Source organism: Mycobacterium sp. ACS4054 (assembly GCF_001667275.1).
Classification (GTDB): Bacteria; Actinomycetota; Actinomycetes; order Mycobacteriales; family Mycobacteriaceae; genus Mycobacterium.
In genome coordinates, this window is the sequence record NZ_LZHV01000014.1 from 76,870 (window position 1) to 95,605 (window position 18,736).

At 69.5% G+C, this 18,736-nt stretch carries 19 protein-coding genes; 12 read left to right on the forward strand and 7 right to left on the reverse strand.

Translation table 11 applies throughout. The annotated features are described in order from the left end of the window. Positions 1-127: 127 nt before the first annotated feature. Positions 128-310: a hypothetical protein gene (locus tag A5730_RS02155; RefSeq protein ID WP_067894990.1), complete on the forward strand. Its 183-nt coding sequence runs from the start codon at positions 128-130 to the stop codon at positions 308-310. A 3-nt stretch (positions 311-313) separates the two neighbouring features. On the opposite strand, the gene A5730_RS02160 is transcribed toward A5730_RS02155, so the two are convergent. After that, positions 314-1,792, reverse strand: a complete 1,479-nt coding sequence (locus A5730_RS02160; protein WP_255384335.1) for an FAD-dependent monooxygenase — start codon at positions 1,790-1,792, stop codon at positions 314-316. 121 nt (positions 1,793-1,913) lie between these two features. Further along, positions 1,914-5,801: an ATP-dependent RNA helicase HrpA gene (gene hrpA, locus A5730_RS02165; RefSeq protein ID WP_067894993.1), complete on the reverse strand. Its 3,888-nt coding sequence runs from the start codon at positions 5,799-5,801 to the stop codon at positions 1,914-1,916. Between the two features lie 53 nt (positions 5,802-5,854). Between hrpA and A5730_RS02170 the strand changes: the two genes are divergently transcribed. The 3 genes from A5730_RS02170 to A5730_RS02180 all read left to right on the forward strand — a co-directional run bounded on the left by A5730_RS02170 (position 5,855) and on the right by A5730_RS02180 (position 7,759). After that, positions 5,855-6,628 (forward strand): enoyl-CoA hydratase/isomerase family protein, encoded by a 774-nt coding sequence (locus A5730_RS02170; protein ID WP_067894996.1) that lies wholly within the window; start codon positions 5,855-5,857, stop codon positions 6,626-6,628. Between the two features lie 7 nt (positions 6,629-6,635). Further along, positions 6,636-6,995, forward strand: a complete 360-nt coding sequence (locus A5730_RS02175) for a DUF3253 domain-containing protein (protein WP_231994601.1) — start codon at positions 6,636-6,638, stop codon at positions 6,993-6,995. 86 nt (positions 6,996-7,081) lie between these two features. Next, positions 7,082-7,759: a cutinase family protein gene (locus tag A5730_RS02180; protein ID WP_067894999.1), complete on the forward strand. Its 678-nt coding sequence runs from the start codon at positions 7,082-7,084 to the stop codon at positions 7,757-7,759. Positions 7,760-7,763: 4 nt separating this feature from the next. Here A5730_RS02180 and A5730_RS02185 read toward each other — a convergent pair whose 3' ends face one another. Continuing rightward, the gene (locus A5730_RS02185; RefSeq protein ID WP_067895002.1) at positions 7,764-8,426 is read right to left on the reverse strand and encodes an IF2 family translation initiation factor; all 663 of its coding nucleotides are present in this window, start codon (positions 8,424-8,426) and stop codon (positions 7,764-7,766) included. Between the two features lie 26 nt (positions 8,427-8,452). After that, a complete protein-coding gene (locus tag A5730_RS02190; RefSeq protein ID WP_067895005.1) occupies positions 8,453-9,010 on the reverse strand; it encodes a CsbD family protein in 558 nt (185 codons plus the stop codon). 246 nt (positions 9,011-9,256) lie between these two features. Between A5730_RS02190 and A5730_RS02195 the strand changes: the two genes are divergently transcribed. From A5730_RS02195 to A5730_RS02220, 6 genes are all read left to right on the forward strand, one after another. Next, positions 9,257-9,511: a hypothetical protein gene (locus A5730_RS02195; RefSeq protein WP_067895008.1), complete on the forward strand. Its 255-nt coding sequence runs from the start codon at positions 9,257-9,259 to the stop codon at positions 9,509-9,511. Between the two features lie 177 nt (positions 9,512-9,688). Then, positions 9,689-9,934: a DUF6480 family protein gene (locus A5730_RS02200; protein WP_082946684.1), complete on the forward strand. Its 246-nt coding sequence runs from the start codon at positions 9,689-9,691 to the stop codon at positions 9,932-9,934. Position 9,935: 1 nt separating this feature from the next. Further along, entirely contained in the window at positions 9,936-10,202 is a 267-nt protein-coding gene (locus A5730_RS02205) for a hypothetical protein (protein ID WP_067895013.1), read from the forward strand. A 103-nt stretch (positions 10,203-10,305) separates the two neighbouring features. Beyond that, on the forward strand, positions 10,306-10,521 hold the full coding sequence (locus A5730_RS02210; protein ID WP_067895016.1) for a ferredoxin: 216 nt from the start codon (positions 10,306-10,308) through the stop codon (positions 10,519-10,521). Beyond that, on the forward strand, positions 10,518-11,921 hold the full coding sequence (locus A5730_RS02215) for an NAD(P)/FAD-dependent oxidoreductase (protein WP_067895019.1): 1,404 nt from the start codon (positions 10,518-10,520) through the stop codon (positions 11,919-11,921). The genes A5730_RS02210 and A5730_RS02215 overlap by 4 nt, the downstream gene beginning before the upstream one ends. Before the next feature lie 15 nt (positions 11,922-11,936). Continuing rightward, positions 11,937-13,205, forward strand: coding sequence for a cytochrome P450 (locus tag A5730_RS02220; RefSeq protein ID WP_067895022.1), 1,269 nt, complete (start codon positions 11,937-11,939; stop codon positions 13,203-13,205). Between the two features lie 6 nt (positions 13,206-13,211). Here the strand turns inward: A5730_RS02220 and A5730_RS02225 are convergent, their stop codons facing one another. The 3 genes from A5730_RS02225 to A5730_RS02235 form a co-directional block, all read right to left on the reverse strand. After that, positions 13,212-14,057 (reverse strand): MOSC domain-containing protein, encoded by an 846-nt coding sequence (locus A5730_RS02225; RefSeq protein WP_067895026.1) that lies wholly within the window; start codon positions 14,055-14,057, stop codon positions 13,212-13,214. An 89-nt stretch (positions 14,058-14,146) separates the two neighbouring features. Then, positions 14,147-14,428 carry a DUF732 domain-containing protein gene (locus A5730_RS02230; protein ID WP_156675037.1) on the reverse strand — a complete coding sequence of 94 codons (282 nt, stop codon included), beginning with the start codon at positions 14,426-14,428 and terminating at the stop codon, positions 14,147-14,149. Between the two features lie 387 nt (positions 14,429-14,815). Further along, a complete protein-coding gene (locus tag A5730_RS02235) occupies positions 14,816-16,144 on the reverse strand; it encodes a PPE domain-containing protein (protein ID WP_067895030.1) in 1,329 nt (442 codons plus the stop codon). 350 nt (positions 16,145-16,494) lie between these two features. Here A5730_RS02235 and A5730_RS02240 point away from each other — a divergent pair, with 350 nt between their 5' ends. Both A5730_RS02240 and A5730_RS02245 read left to right on the forward strand, forming a co-directional pair. Continuing rightward, entirely contained in the window at positions 16,495-17,679 is a 1,185-nt protein-coding gene (locus tag A5730_RS02240) for a glycosyltransferase (protein WP_067895033.1), read from the forward strand. A gap of 45 nt (positions 17,680-17,724) precedes the next feature. Beyond that, positions 17,725-18,732: a class I SAM-dependent methyltransferase gene (locus A5730_RS02245; protein WP_156745651.1), complete on the forward strand. Its 1,008-nt coding sequence runs from the start codon at positions 17,725-17,727 to the stop codon at positions 18,730-18,732. Positions 18,733-18,736: the final 4 nt, after the last annotated feature.

Sequence of the window (18,736 nt, forward strand, 5' to 3'; positions counted from 1 at the left end):
CGCAATGTCGCGTCCGTCACGTCTAGCTCGGACAACGTGGTCCTTTGTCGCCACCAACCAACGATTTCGGTTACCGCGCGGCTGACGGGGTACTGGGTACCGACGGGGCGGTACCCAACCAGAGTCTATGGAAAGCGATATGACGAATCCCGACAAAGACCTACGCGGGCACTCTCAGGAGCTGGAGGACATCGTCGACCAGCTCGAGGAAAAGGTCGCCGACGACCGGGAGGCCGAAGGGGTGGCCGGCAAGCCCAGCGACCGGGAAAGCACCCCCACCCGCGGCACCGGCGACGAACCGCCCGACTAGAAGTTAACCGCCGAACCACGCGGTGAGGGCGCTGCGAAGCCCGGAGTCGCCGGAGTCTTCCACCCAGGCCACATGTCCGTCCGGCCGGATCAGCACGGCATCGGGGGCCGTGACCGCACCGACAGCCGGAAGTTCCCAGCCACCGGCACATTTCGCGTCGATCAGCGCAACCCGCTGTGCCCAGGGGGTGATGTCGAATCGGCCCGGTTCGCCGAGGTTGAGCAGCACCGGGCGGGCCTGGTGCAGGAACACGTAGACGCGCCGCGGGCCGTCGGCGGTCACCAGGTCGAGGTCGGGCATGCGGCGTCCGAGCAGCGGGTGCCCGTCGCCCAGGTCGTAGCGGATGTCCAGACCCGACATCATGGCGGCGAACCGCTTGCGCGGTTCCTCCATGGCCAGCAGGTCGGACATGGTGTCGCGCAGGGCCTTGGTGCGGTCGTCCGGGCGGAGCAGCGCCATCTGCGCGACGGCGTTGCGCAGCACGCGTGCGGCGACCGGGTGGCGCTCGGTGTGATAGGTGTCCAGCAGGCCCTTGGGCGAGATCCCGTTGACCACCTGACCCAGCTTCCATCCCAGGTTGACCGCGTCCTGCACACCGGTGTTCAGGCCCTGCCCGCCCACCGGGTGATGGACATGCGCGGCGTCACCGGCCAGCAGGATGCGCCCCTCGCGGTAGGCCGCGGCCTGCCGCGCCGTGTCGGTGAACCTGGAAAGCCAAGCGGGGCTGTGAATCCCGTAGTCGGTTCCGTAGACGGCGATGAGCGCCGCACGCAGCTCGCCCAGCGTGGGTTCGCTGTTGGGATTGAGGCTGCGCTCGGTGACCATGACGCGCACGGCCCCGCCGTCCTCGGGGGCGGCCAGGGAATGCACGCCGAGCGCGTCATGGTGGATTCCCCAGCGCGGGGAATCGCCTGCCCCTAAATCCATTTCGACCTCGGCGAGCAGGTAGCTGGTGGTGGGCTCCCATCCGGGGAAATCGATGCCGGCGGCTTTGCGGACCACGCTGCGCCCGCCGTCGCAGCCGACGAGGTATCCCGCACACAGCGAGCGGCCATCGGACAGCGCGACGTCCACGCCGGAGCCGGATTGGGCGATGCCCGTCACCTCATGCCCGCGATAGAACCGCACCCCGAGCTCGCGCACCCAGTCGGCGAGTATGCGCTCGATCTCGTTCTGCCACAACGCCAGACCGTAGGGGTGCCGGGTGGGAAAGTCGCTGATGTCCAGACGGATCTGCGAAAACCCGGCGACCTGGGCGACCTGGCCCCGGGCGAGAAACCGGTCGGCGATCCCGCGCTGATCCAGGACCTCGATGGTGCGCGCGTGCAGACCCCCGGCGCGGGCACCGACCAGGCCCTGGTCGACGCGCCGTTCGACGATCGCCACGTCGGCGTCCGCCAACGCCAGTTCACCGGCCAACATCAGCCCGGTCGGGCCCCCTCCGGCAACCAGCACCGCGTGGTCGACGTTCTTGCTTGACAACTTTTCAACCCCCCAAGAAGTGCGAAAATCGACTTCGGCCAGCGATTGTGCGGCATCACCCCGCCCTTGCGGCAAGCCCCCCAGTGCGCTATAGGTTGAGAGTGGGAGGGCAATAGTTCGCTTAGCGGTCCCGCAGCGCATCGATGGCGCGGTAGATCCGCTGTTCGCTCACCGGCCGCGGGGTGCCCAGCTGCTGGGCCCACAGGCTTACCCGCAATTCCTCGATCTGCCAGGCGATGTCGCGGATGTCGTCCGTCGCCGGTGGCGGCGTGGCCGCCAGTTCGTCGTATGCCCGCTGCACCGCGTGCACCCGCTGCATCCGGTCGCGGTCGGCCGCTATCGCGTGCGGAAGCCGGTCAAGGCGCTGCCGGATGGCGGTCAGGTACCGGGTGAGGTCGGCCAGGCGGGGGCGCCCGGTGACGGTGACGAACCCCGGCGGCAAAAGCCGCTCCAGCTGGGCGCGGATGTCGGCGATCGCGTCGGCCTGCGCGGGCGGCGGCTGTCCCGGTAGCAGCAGGTGCACCTGTTGCGCCGCGGCCAGCACCCGCTCCACGCGGCCCACGATGTCGACGGTCGACGACGCCAACGCCTTGCCGACCCGGTCGCACAACGCGCTGAACTCGTCGCGGGTCCACACCGGTCCGGTGACCAGCGCGTCGGTCGCGGCGTCGGCGCAGTCTTCGAGCAGTGCGGTCAGGGATCCGTCGGGGTTGGCGCCGAGTGCCAGCCGCGAACGTGGGCTCAGTTGTCGCTCAATCGATTTGACCGGCGACGCCACGCACAGCCGCACCAGTCGGCGAAGGCCGGGCCCCAACAGGACGTCCCGCTCTTCCGGCGTCGCAAACACCCGAAGGTCGACCGCGCCGCCCGCGTCGACGAAACCGGGAAAGCCGCGCACCGCGCGTCCGTCGACCGTCCGCTCGACGGTGCGCGGCAGCGCGTCCAGCTCGTCGGGCCAGACACGCAGGCCCGTCCGTTCCAGTTCGGCGGCGACCGCCTGCGCGACGGCCCGGCGAGCCGGGCCGGCCAGCCGTCGCTGGAGCGCCGCCAGGTCCTTGCCGCGCGCGACCTCGGTGCCGTCGCCGGATTCGACCGCGAAGGTCACCCGCAGATGCGCCGGCAGCTTATCCAGGTCGAAGGCGTCGACGGGCACCAATATGCCGCTGCGACGGCGCAATTCGCGCTGCAGCGCCGGCAGCAGCGGCTCGCCCGCCGGATCGATCCCACCCAGCACGGCGCGGGCGGCGTCGGGGGCGGGAACGAAGTTGCGGCGCAAGTCCTTTGGCAGTGAGCGGATGAGGGCGGTCACCAGCTCCTCGCGCAGCGCCGGCACCTGCCAGGCGAACTCGTCGCCGCCCAGCCGGGCGAGCACGTCGATCGGCACATGCACCGTGACGCCGTCGTCGGCGGCGCCCGGCTCGAACCGGTAGGTCAGGGGCAGGGTGACATCGCCGGAATGCCAGGCCGTCGGCCGCTCGGCGTCGGCTGCGTCGCCGGTGCGCAACAGGTCGTCGCGGGTGAAAGTCAGCAGTTGCGGGGTCTTGTGCCGCTGCTTGCGCCACCACGCGTCGAAGTGCCGCGCGGAGACGACATCTCCGGGGATGCGCGCGTCGTAGAACGCGTACACCTCGTCGTCGCCCACGAGCAGGTCGCGGCGGCGGGCCCGCTCCTCGAGTTCCTCGAGCTGGGCCCGCAGCCGCGCGTTGTCGCGGAAGAAGTGATGGTGGGTCTGCCAGTCGCCCTCCACCAGCGCGTGCCGGATGAACAATTCCCGCGCCACCGCCGGCTCGACCCCGGCGTATCCGACGCGGCGGCCCGCCACCAGTGGCAGCCCGTACAGCGTGACCCGCTCGTAGGCCATCACCTCGCCGCGCTTGGCGTCCCAATGCGGTTCGCTGTGGGTGCGCTGCACCAGGTCGCCCGCGACCCGCTCGACGACCTCCGGCTGGATGCGCGCGGCGGTGCGCCCGAACAGGCGGCTGGTTTCGACCAGCTCGGCCACGACCACCCAGCGCGGCGGCCGCTTGGTCAGCACCGAGCCCGGCGCCAGCACGAAGCGGGAGTTGCGGGCGCCCAGATACTCGCGGCCGTCCTCGCGGCGCATGCCCACATGCGACAGCAACCCGGCCAGCAGTGCCGCATGCACGCGGGCCGGATCGGCCGGTTCGTCGGACTCGACCACACCCAGGTCGCGCGCGATGCCGCGCAGCTGCCCGACCAGGTCCTGCCACTCGCGGATGCGCAGATAGTGCAGGAACTCCTCCCGGCACATCCGCCGAAAGCCGTTGCCCGACAGCCTGTTGCGTTGCTCCCGCAGGTAGCGCCAGAGGTTGAGATACGACAGGAAATCGGAGTTCTCGTCGGCGAATCGGGCATGCTTCTGGCGAGCGGCCTCTTCGCGGTCGGCCGGCCGTTCCCGCGGGTCGTGGATGGTCAGCGCCGCGGCCAGCACCAGAACCTCCCGCACGCAGCCCTCGGTTTCGGCTGCCAGGATCATCCGGCCCAGCCGGGGGTCGACCGGCAGCCGCGCCAGGCGGCGGCCGAGCTCGGTGATCGCCCCGTGGGCATCGAACGCCCCCAGCTCCTGCAGCAACTGCACCCCGTCGCGGATGCTGCGCCGGTCCGGCGGGTCGAGGAATGGGAAGTTCTCCACCTCGCCCAGCCGCAGCGCCGCCATCTGCAACAGCACGGCGGCGAGGTTGGTCCGCAGGATCTCGGGCTCGGTGTAGCGCGCGCGGGCCGCGAAATCCTGCTCGGAGTACAGGCGAATGCACACACCGGCGGCGACCCGGCCGCAGCGGCCCGCGCGTTGCGCGGCGGACGCCTGCGAGATCGGTTCGATCGGCAACCGCTGCACCTTCAACCGGCGACTGTAGCGCGAGATGCGGGCATTGCCGGGGTCGACGACGTAGCGAATGCCGGGCACCGTCAGCGACGTCTCGGCGACGTTGGTCGCCAGCACCACCCGGCGCCCGGTGTGCGGCGCGAATACCTTCTGCTGTTCGGCGGTCGGTAGCCGGGCGTACAGCGGAAGCACCTCGGTGTGCTTCAGGCCCGCCAAAGCCTCTGCGGTGTCACGGATTTCGCGTTCCCCCGAGAGAAACACCAGCACGTCCCCGGGCGGCTCGGCCTCGAGTTCTGCGATCGCGTCGACGATCGCCTCGACCTCGTCGCGGGTTTCGGTGCGGACGATCTCGTGGTCGGGGTCGTCGGGGTCCTCCTCGGCACCGCTCGCGACGGGAAGTTCCAACGGCCGGTAGCGGATCTGCACCGGGTACGTCCGCCCGGACACCTCGATGATCGGCGCGCCGCCGAAGTGGTCCGAGAACCGTTGCGGCTCGATGGTTGCCGAGGTGATGATCACCTTCAGCTCGGGGCGGCGCGGCAGCAGTTCGCGCAGGTAGCCCAGCAAGAAGTCGATGTTCAGGCTGCGTTCGTGGGCCTCGTCGAGGATCAGCGTGTCGTAGCGCAGCAGGCGGCGGTCGCGCTGAATCTCGGCGAGCAGGATGCCGTCGGTCATCAGCTTGATCAGCGTGCGGTCGCTGACCTGATCGGTGAACCGGACGGTGTAGCCGACGGTTTCGCCGAGGGGGCCACCCAATTCGTCGGCGATGCGCTGCGCGACCGTGCGGGCGGCCAGCCGCCGGGGCTGGGTGTGCCCGATGGTTCCGCGGACGCCGCGGCCGGCGTCGAGACAGATCTTGGGCAGTTGGGTGGTTTTCCCCGAACCGGTTTCGCCGGCGACGACGACGACCTGGTTGGCCCGCACGGCGTCGGCGATCTCCCGGCGCCGCTCGCTCACCGGCAGGTCGGGGTAGGCGATGGCCGGCACGGCGGCCCGCCGCGTGGCGACGAGCACTTCGGCCCTCGCGATCTGCTCCGCGAGCTGGCGCAGTTGGTCGGGTTGCGCGCCGCGGAGGTTTTTCAGGCGCCTCCCGAGGCGGGACGCGTCGCGGATGGTCAGACCGTCAAGGCGGCTGCGCAGATCCGCGACGGACAGTTCGGGCACTTTGGCCAGGATAGGCGTGCCATCGCCGGCGTCGGCCGCCCTAGGGTGAACCCATGAGCCTCGTCACCTATGAGCTGGACGACCACGTCGCCACCATCACCCTCAACCGCCCCGAGGCTCGCAACGCCATCAACGGCGCCCTGCGCCAGGATCTGAACGCGGCCTGGGATCGTTTCCGCGACGACCTGGACGCGTGGGTCGGGATCCTGACGGCCAACGGCGGCGTCTTCTGCGCCGGCGGTGACCTCAAGGACGGCGAGGGCTCGGTCGGCACCTTTGGCGGCACGTTCTGGGAGAAGCCGACGATCAACTCCTTCGAATCCGGGATGGAGCTGTTCAAGCCGACCATCGCCGCCGTGCACGGGCCCTGCATCGGCTACGGGGTGACCGGGGTGCTGTTCTGCGATTTCGTCATCGCCAGCACCGAGGCCACGTTCTGCTTTCCCGAGGTCGCGATCGGGGTGCCGACCATCGTCGGGGCCATCCGGCTTCCGCAGCGGGTGGGCTGGGCGAACGCCATGGAGCTGCTCCTGACCGGCAAGCCGATGAGCGCGGAGCGGGCCAAGGAGGTCGGTCTGGTGTGGAGGCTGGTCGAACCCGATCAGCTGCAGGCCGAGGCCAAGGCGTGGGCCCGCACGCTCACCGAGGCGGCGCCCTTGGCCCAACGGGCCACCAAGGAGGTGGCGTGGCGAACCGCGGACATGGGCTGGATCGAGTCGGTCCGCTTCGGCGAGACCATGCGCAAGGTGGCCGGCGCGACCGAGGACGTCGGCGAGGGGCTTCGGGCCTGGGCCGAAAAGCGCAAGCCGCAGTGGCGCGGCCGCTAGCCGCGCGGTGGCCTTGACCGGTCGGGCGGGTGAGCGATTGCGGGCCGAGCTGGCGCGGGTCCTTGACGGCGGCGGGCGCGGGGCCGACCACGCCGCGCGCGCTCTCGGTGACGGGCCGGTCGGGCAGCGGCTGGAAGCGGCGATCCGCGCGCTGGCCGAGCATCGCGGCCGGCGCAGCAGCATCTGCCCGTCAGACGCCGCCCGGGCCGTGGGCGGCGACAACTGGCGCGCGTTGATGGCCGACGCCCGGCAGGTCGCCCGGGACCTGGCCAAAGCGGGCGACGTCCAGATCACGCAGCGCGGCGCCGTCGTCGACCCCGACGCTGAGTGGACCGGGCCCATCCGCATCCGAACCACCTCGGATTGACCTGTGCGGCAAGGTCACTCGGCCGTGCCCGCACGGGTACCTGCCCGCCGGGACCGGCGTGAACGTTGATGTGACAGGATTTCGGCATGAGTTCACGCAGACTTGGGCGCATTGTGGGTGTTTCGTTGGCGACGACATGGGCGGCGTTGAGCAGCCCGCTCTGGGGGCCGTCGGCCCTGCCCACCGCCGGCGCCGATGCGTGCGCCGACGTGTCGGTGGTCTTCGCCCGCGGCACCCACCAGGAGCCCGGTCTGGGCAACATCGGCCAGGCCTTCGTGGACTCGCTCACCTCGCAACTCGGCGGGAAGTCCGTCGACGTCTACGCGGTCAACTACCCGGCCAACGACGACTACCACAACAGCGCGAACGCCGGGTCGAACGACGCGAGCACTCACATCCAAGACACCGTCGCCAGCTGCCCGAACTCCAGGATCGTGCTCGGCGGATACTCGCAGGGCTCGACGGTGATCGACCTGGCGACCAACGCGATGTCGCCGACGGTCGCCGATCACGTCGCCGCCGTCGCCCTCTTCGGCGAACCCAGCAGCGGATTTTCGACCATGCTGTGGGGCGGTCAACCGCTACCGACCATCAGCCCGGCCTATGCGTCCAAGGCCATCAGCCTATGCGCGCCCGATGATCCGATCTGCTCCCCGGGCGGCAACATCATGGCGCACGTCTCCTACATCGACGCGGGAATGACCGCGCAGGCGGCGACGTTCGCGGCCAACAAGGTCAACCAGGCCGCGGCGCCGCGCGCCTGACGCGTCAGTCGTCCTGCCGCTGTTGCTTCTCGGCGGCCGCCAGTTGGGCCACCCGGTCCGCTTCGGAGCGCCTCTCGGCGGCGTCGCCCAGCTTGTCCTCGGCCTCGTCGATCTTCGCGGCCGCGGCCTTGGCGGCGGCCTTCTCGGCCACCTTGGTCCGGGTCTCCACCTGGCGCTTGGCTGATTCGACCGTCTGCTTTTGCCGGTCAGCCGCCTCGTCGGCGCGCTTTTTCGCCGCGGCGCTCTGCTGGTTGGCCGCCTGCGCCGCTTCGCGCTTGCGTTGCTCGGCGGTGGTGCGCGCCTCTTTGATCTCCTGTTGCGTCGCCGCCTGAGCCTCCTGGCGGTCCTCGATCGCCTGGTCGCGGGCGCCCCTCAGCTTCGCGTCCGCCTGCTCGCGGCGGGCCGCGGCCTTCGCGTCCAGCTGGGCGGCGCGGCCCAGCGCGTCGCTGCGCTGGACGAGCGCGGTCCCCCGCTCGACGAGCTGCGGGTCGCCGAGGGCATTGCCGACGGTGGTGTCCAGCAGGCCGAGCGAGCGCTCGAAGAGCAGGCGCGCGGACGCCTCGCTGGGGATCCGGGTGACCACGCGGTCCTCGATGACCTGCAACGGGAAACGGGCCAGTTGGTAGTGAAACCGCAGAACTGCCAACGGGACTTCGGATATCTTCATCAACTTCTCCTGTCTGTGGGCCGCCGTCAGGGCAGGTCGGCGTCGTTCGTCACGTTCTGGGCCTGGCGTCGAAGACGGTCGGCCTCCGACTCCTCGTTCCGGGCGACCTGCACGGAACTCTGGTGCTCGGCGGCGGCGTCGACGATGTCCTCGGACGCGTCGCGGATTTCGGCCCGCTCCTCGGCCTTCGCCCGCTGCATCTCGTGCTGTGCGTCCAGCTCGGCCCGGGTCTTCTCGGCGGTCGCGCGCTGCCGCGCGGCCTGCTCGGCGGCGCGCTTGGAAGCCGCCTCTTGGGCTTCGATCGATTCCTCGGCCATGACGGCTTGCGCGTTGGCGGCCACCCGCGCTCGGGCGCCTTCCGCCTTCGCCCGGGTCGCATCGTCCTGTGCCTGTTCGGCCTGGGCTTCGGCGACGGCCTCCATGGCGTTCGCTTCCTTGCGCTCGTGGGCCTGGGTCTGTTCGAGTTGTCCCTCGGCGGTCAGTGATTCGTTGCCGGTCACGGCCCCGAAGACCTCTTTGGCTTTGCCCTTGACCGAATCGATCAGTCCCCGTCGCGCTTCGTCGGCTTTGTTCTGCTCGCTCATCGAAAGTCTCCTTGCGGCGCTAGCCAAGAATTGCGTTCGTTCGTTGGTGTCACGGTTAGTGGTTCCACCGGTGCGGCCGATCAAACACGCCTGTGATCTGCGTCACCCACTTCTGGTGCGCCGCGATGAGGCCGTCGGATGGTGAATCTATAAGGGCCGCAAGGGAAGTCACCGATCACAACCGAGACGGCATCACCGCCGACGGCGTGTGGGGTGTGCGGAGCCCGATCGGCTACCGTCGACGGTATGTCCAAAGTCTCCGGTAACGAACCGATCGACGACGTCGCCCCGGGCGACATCATCTCCGTGAACCGCGGCTCTGGTGAACGGCCCTACAAGGTGGTGTTCAAAGACGCCACCGACGGCGGCTACCGCATCACATTCGAAGGTGACGGCGGGGAGACCTTCCAGCTCGACCTGGCGGCGGGCACCACGGTGACGAGGGCGCTCGAGTCGAAGTGGGAATCTGCGCAAAGCCCCACCCCGCAGGCCGAAGCGTAGGCGCCCGTCCCCGCACCGCCCTGCCGATTGGCGAGCCGATCGCCGGTGCACGATTTGCGGCGGTCCGTTTGGGCGCGTGCTGGGCGGGAATGCAGCCGCAACGGACCGAGTGGCGGTGCGGCTCGGTAGGAAAGCGCCGCTGCCGCCCGGAAGCCCACGAAAGGACCGGTGCCGACGATGACCGCGCAACCCCCCAATCCGGACCCGCTAAGAACGCCCGGGCTCGAGCCGGGTGGTGGCATGCCGCCGGGGACCACTCCCCCCGCGGCGGCGCAGACCTCGGGCGTGGCAGCGCATCAACCACCCGCGACCCGGCGATTCACCCCCAGCTCAATGCTTACGGTGATCGCCGTGTGCGTCTTCGCCGTGGTGTTCCTCGCGGTGGCGGTGCTGCTCGTCATGAAAATGGTTGGGGCGCACTAACATGGCCGGATTCTCTTCGACCGTGAACGCCGACGATGTCCGGCGGTTATTGGACTCCCCGGACGAGCAGGCCGCGCTGGTCGCGATCGAGGGCCGCATCGACGTCGCTTCGCCGGCGCAGTTGGAAAGTCCGGATTACCGGGGCGCGCTGCAGATCGCCACGCGGCAGGAGGTGCTGGAGCGCACCGGCGGTGCGCAGCTCTCGGAACCCGAGCTGGCCGAGCAGGCCGAGGAACTCGACACGGCATTCCGCAATCTGGGGGCCTGACCTACCGCCCCGGATGCGCGAATCCTCGCGAACCCTGTAGCGGACGACCGCGGCGAAGTAATCTGCCCGCTAAGGGCCTACTCGCCGGGCGGAAGGTCGGAACATGCGGCTGGTCGTGGATCTCAACAAGTGCCAGGGCTATGCGCAATGTGTCCCGCTGGCGCCCGACGTGCTGCAACTCGTCGGCGAAGAAGCGTTGGCCTACGATCCCAATCCCGACGACTCCCAGCGACAGCGCGTGTTGCGTGCCGCGGCTTCCTGCCCCGTCCAAGCGATCATCCTCGAAGTGGACCCACCGGCCGACCGGCAGGCCCCATGACCACGCGGTCGTTGGTCAGCCAGCTGGTCGACACCTTCAGAGCGCAGGGCCGAATCGTCATCGTCGGCGCGTCCCTGGCCGGTTTGCGCGCCGCAGAAGCGCTGCGCGAGAAGGGGTTTCAGGGACCACTTACCATCATTGGCGACGAGCCCCATGAACCCTACGACCGGCCACCACTGTCCAAGCAGGTCTTGAAGGGCTGGGTGCCCGCCGACCACACCAAACTTCCCCGCCTGCGACCCGTGGACGCCCAATGGCGGCTGGGTGTCGCGGCGGTGGGCCTGGACCGGCCCAACCGCCAGGTGCTGCTCGCCAACGGCGAGAAGGTGGACTACGACCGGCTGCTGATCGCCACGGGCACCAGGGCGCGCCCTTGGTTCAACCCCGAAGAGGCCGCTCTGACGGGCCTGTTCAGCGTGCGCACGTGCGACGATGCGGCCAAGCTGGCCGCCGCGCTCAAGGCGCGGCCCCGCCGGGTGCTCATCGTCGGCTCGGGGTTCGTGGGATCGGAGATCGCCTCGGTGTGCCGCGATCTCGACCTTCCGGTGACCGTCGCCGAGCGGGGCAAGGCGCCGCTGACCGGTGCGCTGGGCGGGGTGATCGGTGACATCGCCGCGCAAATGCAGATCGAGGCCGGGGTCGATCTGCGCACCGGCGTGGCGGTCGATCGGCTCGAAGGCGACGTCGACGGCAAGGTCCGCGCGGCCCACCTGTCGGACGGCACCGTGCTCGAGGTCGACGTCGTGGTGGCCTCGCTGGGCTCGATCCGCAACGTGGAGTGGCTCGAGGGCGCCCGGCTGGCGAGCGGGTTTTGGGGAGTGGCCTGTGACGCCGGCTGCCGCGCGTTCGACATCAACGGCGTGGTGACCGACAACATCTTCGTCGCCGGCGACGTGGCGCGCGCCCCGCACGTCCTCTACGAATACCAGTTCATGTCGCAAGAGCATTGGGACAATGCGGTTTTCGGCGCCGAGGTGGCGGCCAACAACATGATCAGCGTGGAGACGGGACGACGGCCGCACCTGCCGCTCCCCTCGTTCTGGTCAGGGCAATTCGGCGTCAACATCAAGAGCGTCGGCGTGTGCTCGTTCGGCGACGAGATCGTCTTCACCCAGGGCTCGGTCGAGCAGCGGCGCTTCGCGGCCGCCTACGGACACCGGGGCCGCATCGTCGGGGCGGTGACGTTCAATCACGGAAAATGGCTGCCGTACTACGCCTCCCTGATCGAGCGGTCCGCACCGTTCCCGCCGCCCCCGCCCGGCTACGACCGGCCCCTGCTCTTCGAGCCGATGCCGGCCCGATTCCCCGACCCGCGCGAACGCACCGACATCCCCGACGTCGTGCTCACCGGACACGACCCGACCTCGCGTGGCGCCGAATTCCGGCCCCGGATCCGCTGACGGCAGGGAGACGACATGAACGCCGCGACCGCTTGGGCCGAAGCGATGAAGTTCGAGAACCGGCCGAACCCCTACCCGTTCTTCGAGGAGCTGCGCAAGACACCGGTGGCCAAGGTCGCCGACAAAACCTACGTCGTCACCGGCTACCCCGAGTTACTCGCGCTGGCCCACGACCCGCGGATCAGCTCCGACATTCGCCGCAGCCTGTCGGATTTCGGTGTCGAGAAGCCCGAACCCGAGCCGGGCAGCGGCCACCTGCAGGCCTACGGCCGGGAGCCGAGCATCATCGTCTCCGACCCGCCCGAGCACGACCGGGCCCGGCGCCAGGTGATGCGCCACTTCGGCCCGCCGCACTCCCCCGACGTGATCCCCGGCATGGAACCGCTGGTGGTCAGGCTGGCCAACGACCTGCTCGACGAGATCAAGGCGCGCGGCACCGGCCGTCTGGACGTGGTGGCGGACTTCGCCTATCCGATACCCGTCTCCGTCATCTGCAAGATCCTCGGCGTGCCCGTCGAAGACGAATCGAGGTTTCACGCCTGGATCTTCGACTTCATGATGGGCCTGGATCTCGGGCCCGAGGGCGCCACCGAGGAGGGGCGGGCCCTGGCGGAGAAGGGCCGCGCCGGAACCGCCGCCCTGCTGGCCTACCTGGGTGAGCTGGTGCGGACATACGCGGCAACCCCCGGCGAGGGCCTGCTGTCCAGGCTGCTGCACGACGGCGGCCCCGACGGCCCGATGTCGGTGAAGGAGGCGACATCCAACGCCATGCTGCTTCTCGTCGCCGGACACGATTCCACGGTCAACACCATCAGCAATTGCGTGATGACGCTGCTGCGCAACCCCGGCAGCTGGGATTTGGTCAGGCAGCGTCCGGAGCTGATTCCGCGCGTCATCGAAGAGGTGCAGCGGCTGCAGTCGGCGGTTCAGTTCTTCCCCAGCCGCAGCGCCACCGCGGACATCGAGATCGCCGGGACGCTGATCCCCGCGGGCTCGGCCGTCTATCTGATCTACGCCGCCGCCAACCGGGACCCGCGTCGCTTCGACAATCCCGACCGCTTCGACCCGCTGCGCCCGGATAACGAGCATTTCGGTTGGGGCAGCGGCATTCACACCTGCATGGGCGGCCCGCTGGCGCGGCTGGAGGTGAACCTGGCGCTGGAGATCTTCGTCCGCCGCCTCGAATCTCCCAAGCTGGTGGTCGACCCGCCGCCCTACCGGCACAATCAGGTGTTCCGCGGGCCCCGCCAGCTCTGGGTGGACTTCGCGGCGATCACCGAGTGAATCCGCCTACCCGCCGATGGTGACGCGGTCACCGACGCGGATGATGCCCTCCGCCGCCACCGCGAGATACGCGCCCGCGCACGGCTGGGCGCCGTGACCGCCCGTGTCCCAACGGTTTTCGGCCGCCGGTGTGCGCAGGGCATGCGGGGCGCGTGGCAGCGATCCGTGTTCGAGCGTCGGCACGACGCAGCGGGACGTGGCCGTAAGGACGCGCAGCCGTGCGTCGCCGACGGCGATGTCGCAGCCGACCCAGTCGTTTTCGGCGTACGGCGGGTAGCCGGCTGGCGTCTCGATCACCACGTTGGGTCGATACCGAAGCGCCTCCACGCCGATGTGTTCGAGCGTGGCCGTCGTAATCGCATGCAGCGGCGCCTCATCGGTGAACGCGTCACCCGGCGTCGCCTGGGCGATCTGAAGGATGCGGCCACCGACGTCGGCATCCAGGCCCAGCTCCAGCAGCTTCTCCGGATCGGGGCGCACCAACGAGGCGCCCTGCGGGCGCTGGGCGATCAGTCGGACCGGGCGCCCCAACAGCTGCGAGAGCAGATCGTCGACGCCGGGGTCGTCGGCCGCCACGCTCGATCCGTCGGGCAGTTCGATGTTCACCCGGCCGGCGTCTGCGTTGGCGGTGCACTTCAACAAACCACGCCACAGTCGGGCATTCTTGGCGCTGGCCACATGCCCGGTGTCGGCGTCGAGCAGCGCCAGCCGCCGGTCGCCCTGGGCGCCGTGCTCGTCGACGAACAGGTGCGGCACGGCTTCGCCGAGCATCGATTTCACCGGATAGCGCAGCAGGGTTTGCACCCGCAGCTCAGCAGCGGCCTGGCCCGAAAACCCCGTCGGCTCCGTCACTGCCCGTCCCCACTCAGCGATCCTGCCCGCACCGTCCGGATCAGACTATGCGGGCAGGACGCCAAACCCACTGGGGGGTCGGAAACCGATCAGCCCGGGCAGTAGGTCGACTCCGCCGCGCTCACCCAGCCGGTCATGTCGGCGAAGCTGAAGCCCTTCGCGCTCATGCCGGAATGCAGGTCGGCGGCGATGGCGTCCGGCGTCTTGCCGGCCATCCGGTCCGCGCAGACCGCATGCCCCAGCGCGATCATGTCGGAGTCACTCGACGAGGGCCAGGAGAATCCGAGGTTGTGCAACTTCGCCAAGTATGCGTCGTCGGTGCTGTCGGCCGACGCAATCGCCGTCGTTGCGGTGAGGGCAGCGCCAACCATGACGGGAATTGTCAGTTTGGCCAGCCAACGCGATGTAAGCATTTTGTGCCCTTCTTTTTTGTCGGTATCGAGGTGGGGTCAGTATATGAGCGGGCGATGCCGGCCAATATTAAAAGTAAGAAAATTGCTGCGGCCCTTCGGTAACCGCGGAGACAACATTTCTGCGGGCTTGGTGCGAGTGGTGGTTGCACCGGCTCACTAGCCCCGGATGGCCGCGCTGCGCGCGGAGTTGCGCAGACGGCGATCGACTGCTAACAGCTTTGCCAGCCGGCCGGTGGCAGGGCGAGGCCACCCGGTAATTCATTGACCCCGGCGGCAATTGTCCGAGCCGTCTGTCGGTATTGGGCGCCGGTTATGGAAAATGACGGCCCATGTCGGCGCGCGAGGTCAGTGCGGGAGCAGGCGCTGCTTTTGCTCGAGGAACTCGTCCTCGGTGATGATTCCCGCATCGCGCAGTGAAGCGAGCTCGCGCAACTCGGCGGCGATGCTGGTGATCGGCCCGCCAGCCGGCACCTGCGGTGCCGCCGTGCCGTCCTTCGTCGTCTTTTGCGTTGTCCCCCTGACCCTTTCGGCGCGGCCCGCGCCGCCCGTGCCGGCCATGGCGCGCCCCGCCATGCCCGCCGCGGCCATCTCACCGAACAGGCTGCCCGAGGTGCCGGACGAGGCCGGGGCGGCGCCCACGCTGGTGGCGGGCAGCGCCAGGGCGGCCGGCCGGATCGCCGGGGCGGCCGCGGTCCAGGCCGGCGGCACCGACAGGCCGCCGACCGTGTTCGCCTGGCTCAGGGCCGCCGTTGCGGCCGACCCGCCCGCCAGGTTGGTGATCACCGGGAAGGGCGTCGGGGGCACCGGGGCGAAGCCCGGCCAGGACTGCACCCCCGCCCAGCCGCTGACGATGTCATCGGTGTGGAAACCGGTCAGGGCGCCGGAAACGTCGTAGGGAAGGGCCACGACGGCGGCGGCGAGGCCCGCCGCCCCGATCTCCGGGTCGACGAACACCGCGCTGAGATCCGCCGCCAGGCCCAGCAGGTCCCGCCCGCCGAAGCCCGGGGCGAGCGGGCTCGCGAGGGTGTTCAGCGCGTCGGGCGTCGCGGCCAAGGCCTGCTGCGTCGAGGTGACCGCGCTCTGCACCTTTCCGGCCGCCGTGGCGGCGGCCTGGTTGAGGGCCGCCGCTTGCCGCACCGACCCGCCCGAATCCGTGCTCTGTTGTGGCGAGGTGAACGGCGTCAGCCTGGTCGCCGACGCTGCCGACGCCGCGTAACCGTACATGGCCCCGGCGTCCTGGGCCCACATCTCGGAATACTGCGCCTCGGTGGTCGCGATCGCCGGGGTGTTCTGCCCCAAGATGTTCGTCGCGATCAGGGACATCAACAGGCTGCGGTTGGCCGCGATGACCGGCGGCGGCACCGTTTCCGCGAACGCCGCCTCGTAGGCGGCGGCGGCCGCTTTGGCCTGATTGGCGGTCTCCTCGGCCTGCGCGGCGGCCGTTCGGGTCCAGCTCACATAGGGTGCCGCGGCGGTCGCCATCGCCTCCGCCGACGGACCCATCCAGGGCCCCCCGGTCAGGGCCGCGATCTCGGACTGGTAAGACGTCGCCGCGGAATGCAACGCGACGGCCAGCGCGTCCCAGGCGATGGCCGCGCCGAGCAGCGGTGCCGCCCCCGGCCCGGTGTACATCCGCGCGGAATTGATTTCCGGAGGCAGCGCTGCGAAATCCATGGTCGTCTCCTCCGGACGGTGGGTGGCCACAGTGTTAACGGTTCGTAGCTGGCCGTAGTGGGATTGCCCAACGGACAGCAAATAAATCTCGATGTTTCTACTAGTACAGATTCCACCACGATGGGAAATCCATCCGGGCCCCCGACTCGCCTCAGAAGCCCGGGTCGGGTCCGTGACCAGGAATGCAGCGCCGTTGTGTGCGCCTAATCACCGACAAGTTACCCCGGCATTCGCCGTGAGCACACGAACGTCGCCCGTCGCAGCGCGCGGCGTCATGACCTATGAGCGGACCGGCCCCATACCCCGGCCGGTCTGCTTGGATCGGTATCACCACCGCGAGTTAGGTCTTGATGAAGATTGTGCTGGCCGCCTACGGAAGCCGGGGCGACGTCGAGCCGTGCGCGGCTGTCGGCCGCGAGCTGCTCCGCCGGGGTCACGACGTGCGCATGGCGGTCCCCCCCGATCGGCTGTGGTTCGTCGAATCGGCTGGGCTCACCGCCGTCGCCTACGGGCCGGACACGCGTGAACAGATAGCCGCCGCAACGAGTTTCGTTCAGCGCGTCCAGGATCCGATCGGTGCGCTACCGCAGATCGCGGAGCGGGTCACCGGCGTGTGGGCGGAGAAGACCACGACGCTGTCGTCGTTGGCGCAGGACGCCGACCTGCTGGTGGCCGGCATGAACGAACAGCGGCTGGCCGCCAACGTCGCGGAGGCTTACGGCCTGCCGTTCGCCGCCCTGCACTTCTTCCCCGCCAAGGCGCTCGAACTGGGCGGGCTCCAGGCGCACGTGACGAACGCCGCCGAAGGCACCCAGCGCCTGACGCTGGGTTTGCCGGCGACCGGCGGCTCCCCGGCCTCGCAGGTGTTGGAGATCCAGGCCTACGAGGAGCTGTGCGTCCCCGAGCTGGCCGCCGAGTGGGCGGGGTCCGGGCTCCGGCGGCCGTTCGTCGGGTCGCTGACCCTGGAAATGCCGACCGACGTCGACGACGAGGTGTTGTCGTGGATCGCCGAAGGGGCGCCGCCCATCTACTTCGGTTTCGGCAGCACGCCGGTCACGTCGCCCGCCGAGACGGTCGCGGTGATCAGCGGAGCGTGTGAGCAGTTGGGCGCACGGGCGCTGATCTGCAGCGGCTTCAACGACTTTTCCGAGGTGGCGCGGGCGGACCATACGAAGATCGTGGACGCGGTCAACCATGCGGCCATTTTTCCGGCCTGCCGCGCGATCGTGCACCACGGCGGTTCGGGCACCACCGCGGCGGGCATGCGGGCCGGAGTCCCCATGTTGGTGCTCTGGCTCTGGCTCGATCAGCCGATGTGGGCCTCCGCCGTCAGCCGGCTGAAAGTCGGTATCGCCAGGGCATTTTCGGAGTCGACCTACGATTCACTCGTCGCCGACCTGCGCTCGGTGCTCGGTCCGGATTACCTCACGCGGGCCCGCGAGGTGGCCGCGCAGCTGACCAAACCCGCCGAAAGCGTCGGCAGGGCCGCCGATCTTCTGGAAGACGCGGTGGTGCAAAGCGGCCGGGTCGGGTAGAAGGTTCTGGTGCAAGATCCGCCCCCCAGCCCTTTCGATCCGTCGATGCTGCATGAAGCGATGGTCAGGCGGTTGTATCGCCGTTCGTCGTCCGAAGGTCACATCCGGGTGCCGGCCGTGCCCAGCATGCTCGACGAGTACGTCCTGTTGTGCGGCAACATCTGCGCCACCCTGGGCGTCTGGCACACCCCGGAACAGTCCGCCCAGCTCAGGACCGCGCTGGCGGCGGAGCTGGCGAAGGGTTTCAAGGCCTCTCCCCGTTCGGACATCCTCATCTCGTTCAACTCCTCCTTCGGGACGAGCGTGAACATCCGCGTCAAAGCCGAATGGCGGACGGTCGAGGCCGACTACGACGAATGGGTGGCCGTGCGTCCGCCGCCGCTGTTCGGCACCGAGCCCGACGCGCGGGTGCTGGCGTTGGCCGCCGAAGCGGCCGACCCGACGGCCCACCGCGTGTTGGACGTCGGAGCGGGAACCGGACGCAACGCCCTGGCCCTGGCCCGCCGCGGCCACCCGGTGGACGCGGTCGAGATGGCGGCGAAGCTCGCCGACATCATGCGCTCGGAGGCCCAGAGCGAATCGCTGGGCGTGCGCGTGATCCAGAGCGATGTCTTCACCGCGATGGAAAGCGTCCACGACGAATACCAGCTGATGGTGCTCGCCGAAGTCGTGCCCGACTTTCGAACCACCCACGAGTTGCGGGGCGTGTTCGAACTCGCCGCCGACTGCCTGGCCGCCGGGGGCCGCCTGGTGTTCAACGCCTTCCTGCCCCGGGAAGGCTACGTCCCCGACGCGTCCGCGGTGGAGCTCGGCCAGCAGTGCAACACCATGATCTACACGCGCGACCAGCTGGCGAGCGCGGTGTCCGGGCTGCCGCTCGAGCTGGTCGCCGACGATTCGGCGTACGAATACGAGAAGGCGCACCTGCCCGAGGGCGCCTGGCCACCCACGGGATGGTTCGAGGGGTGGGCCAACGGCCTCGACGTGTTCGACGTGCAGCGCGAGCACTCGCCGATCGAGTTGCGCTGGCTCGTGTACCGAAAGGCCGGCTGACCGC

Excerpts from the sequence above, each read along its gene's own strand:
- A5730_RS02155 (WP_067894990.1), top strand. The coding sequence starts at position 128 with ATGGAAAGCGATATGACGAATCCCGACAAAGACCTACGCGGGCACTCT.
- A5730_RS02170 (WP_067894996.1), top strand. The coding sequence starts at position 5,855 with ATGAGCCTCGTCACCTATGAGCTGGACGACCACGTCGCCACCATCACC.
- A5730_RS02180 (WP_067894999.1), top strand. The coding sequence starts at position 7,082 with ATGAGTTCACGCAGACTTGGGCGCATTGTGGGTGTTTCGTTGGCGACG.
- A5730_RS02185 (WP_067895002.1), bottom strand. The coding sequence starts at position 8,426 with ATGAAGATATCCGAAGTCCCGTTGGCAGTTCTGCGGTTTCACTACCAA.
- A5730_RS02190 (WP_067895005.1), bottom strand. The coding sequence starts at position 9,010 with ATGAGCGAGCAGAACAAAGCCGACGAAGCGCGACGGGGACTGATCGAT.
- A5730_RS02195 (WP_067895008.1), top strand. The coding sequence starts at position 9,257 with ATGTCCAAAGTCTCCGGTAACGAACCGATCGACGACGTCGCCCCGGGC.
- A5730_RS02200 (WP_082946684.1), top strand. The coding sequence starts at position 9,689 with ATGACCGCGCAACCCCCCAATCCGGACCCGCTAAGAACGCCCGGGCTC.
- A5730_RS02205 (WP_067895013.1), top strand. The coding sequence starts at position 9,936 with ATGGCCGGATTCTCTTCGACCGTGAACGCCGACGATGTCCGGCGGTTA.
- A5730_RS02210 (WP_067895016.1), top strand. The coding sequence starts at position 10,306 with ATGCGGCTGGTCGTGGATCTCAACAAGTGCCAGGGCTATGCGCAATGT.
- A5730_RS02215 (WP_067895019.1), top strand. The coding sequence starts at position 10,518 with ATGACCACGCGGTCGTTGGTCAGCCAGCTGGTCGACACCTTCAGAGCG.
- A5730_RS02220 (WP_067895022.1), top strand. The coding sequence starts at position 11,937 with ATGAACGCCGCGACCGCTTGGGCCGAAGCGATGAAGTTCGAGAACCGG.
- A5730_RS02230 (WP_156675037.1), bottom strand. The coding sequence starts at position 14,428 with ATGGTTGGCGCTGCCCTCACCGCAACGACGGCGATTGCGTCGGCCGAC.
- A5730_RS02235 (WP_067895030.1), bottom strand. The coding sequence starts at position 16,144 with ATGGATTTCGCAGCGCTGCCTCCGGAAATCAATTCCGCGCGGATGTAC.
- A5730_RS02240 (WP_067895033.1), top strand. The coding sequence starts at position 16,495 with ATGAAGATTGTGCTGGCCGCCTACGGAAGCCGGGGCGACGTCGAGCCG.
- A5730_RS02245 (WP_156745651.1), top strand. The coding sequence starts at position 17,725 with ATGCTGCATGAAGCGATGGTCAGGCGGTTGTATCGCCGTTCGTCGTCC.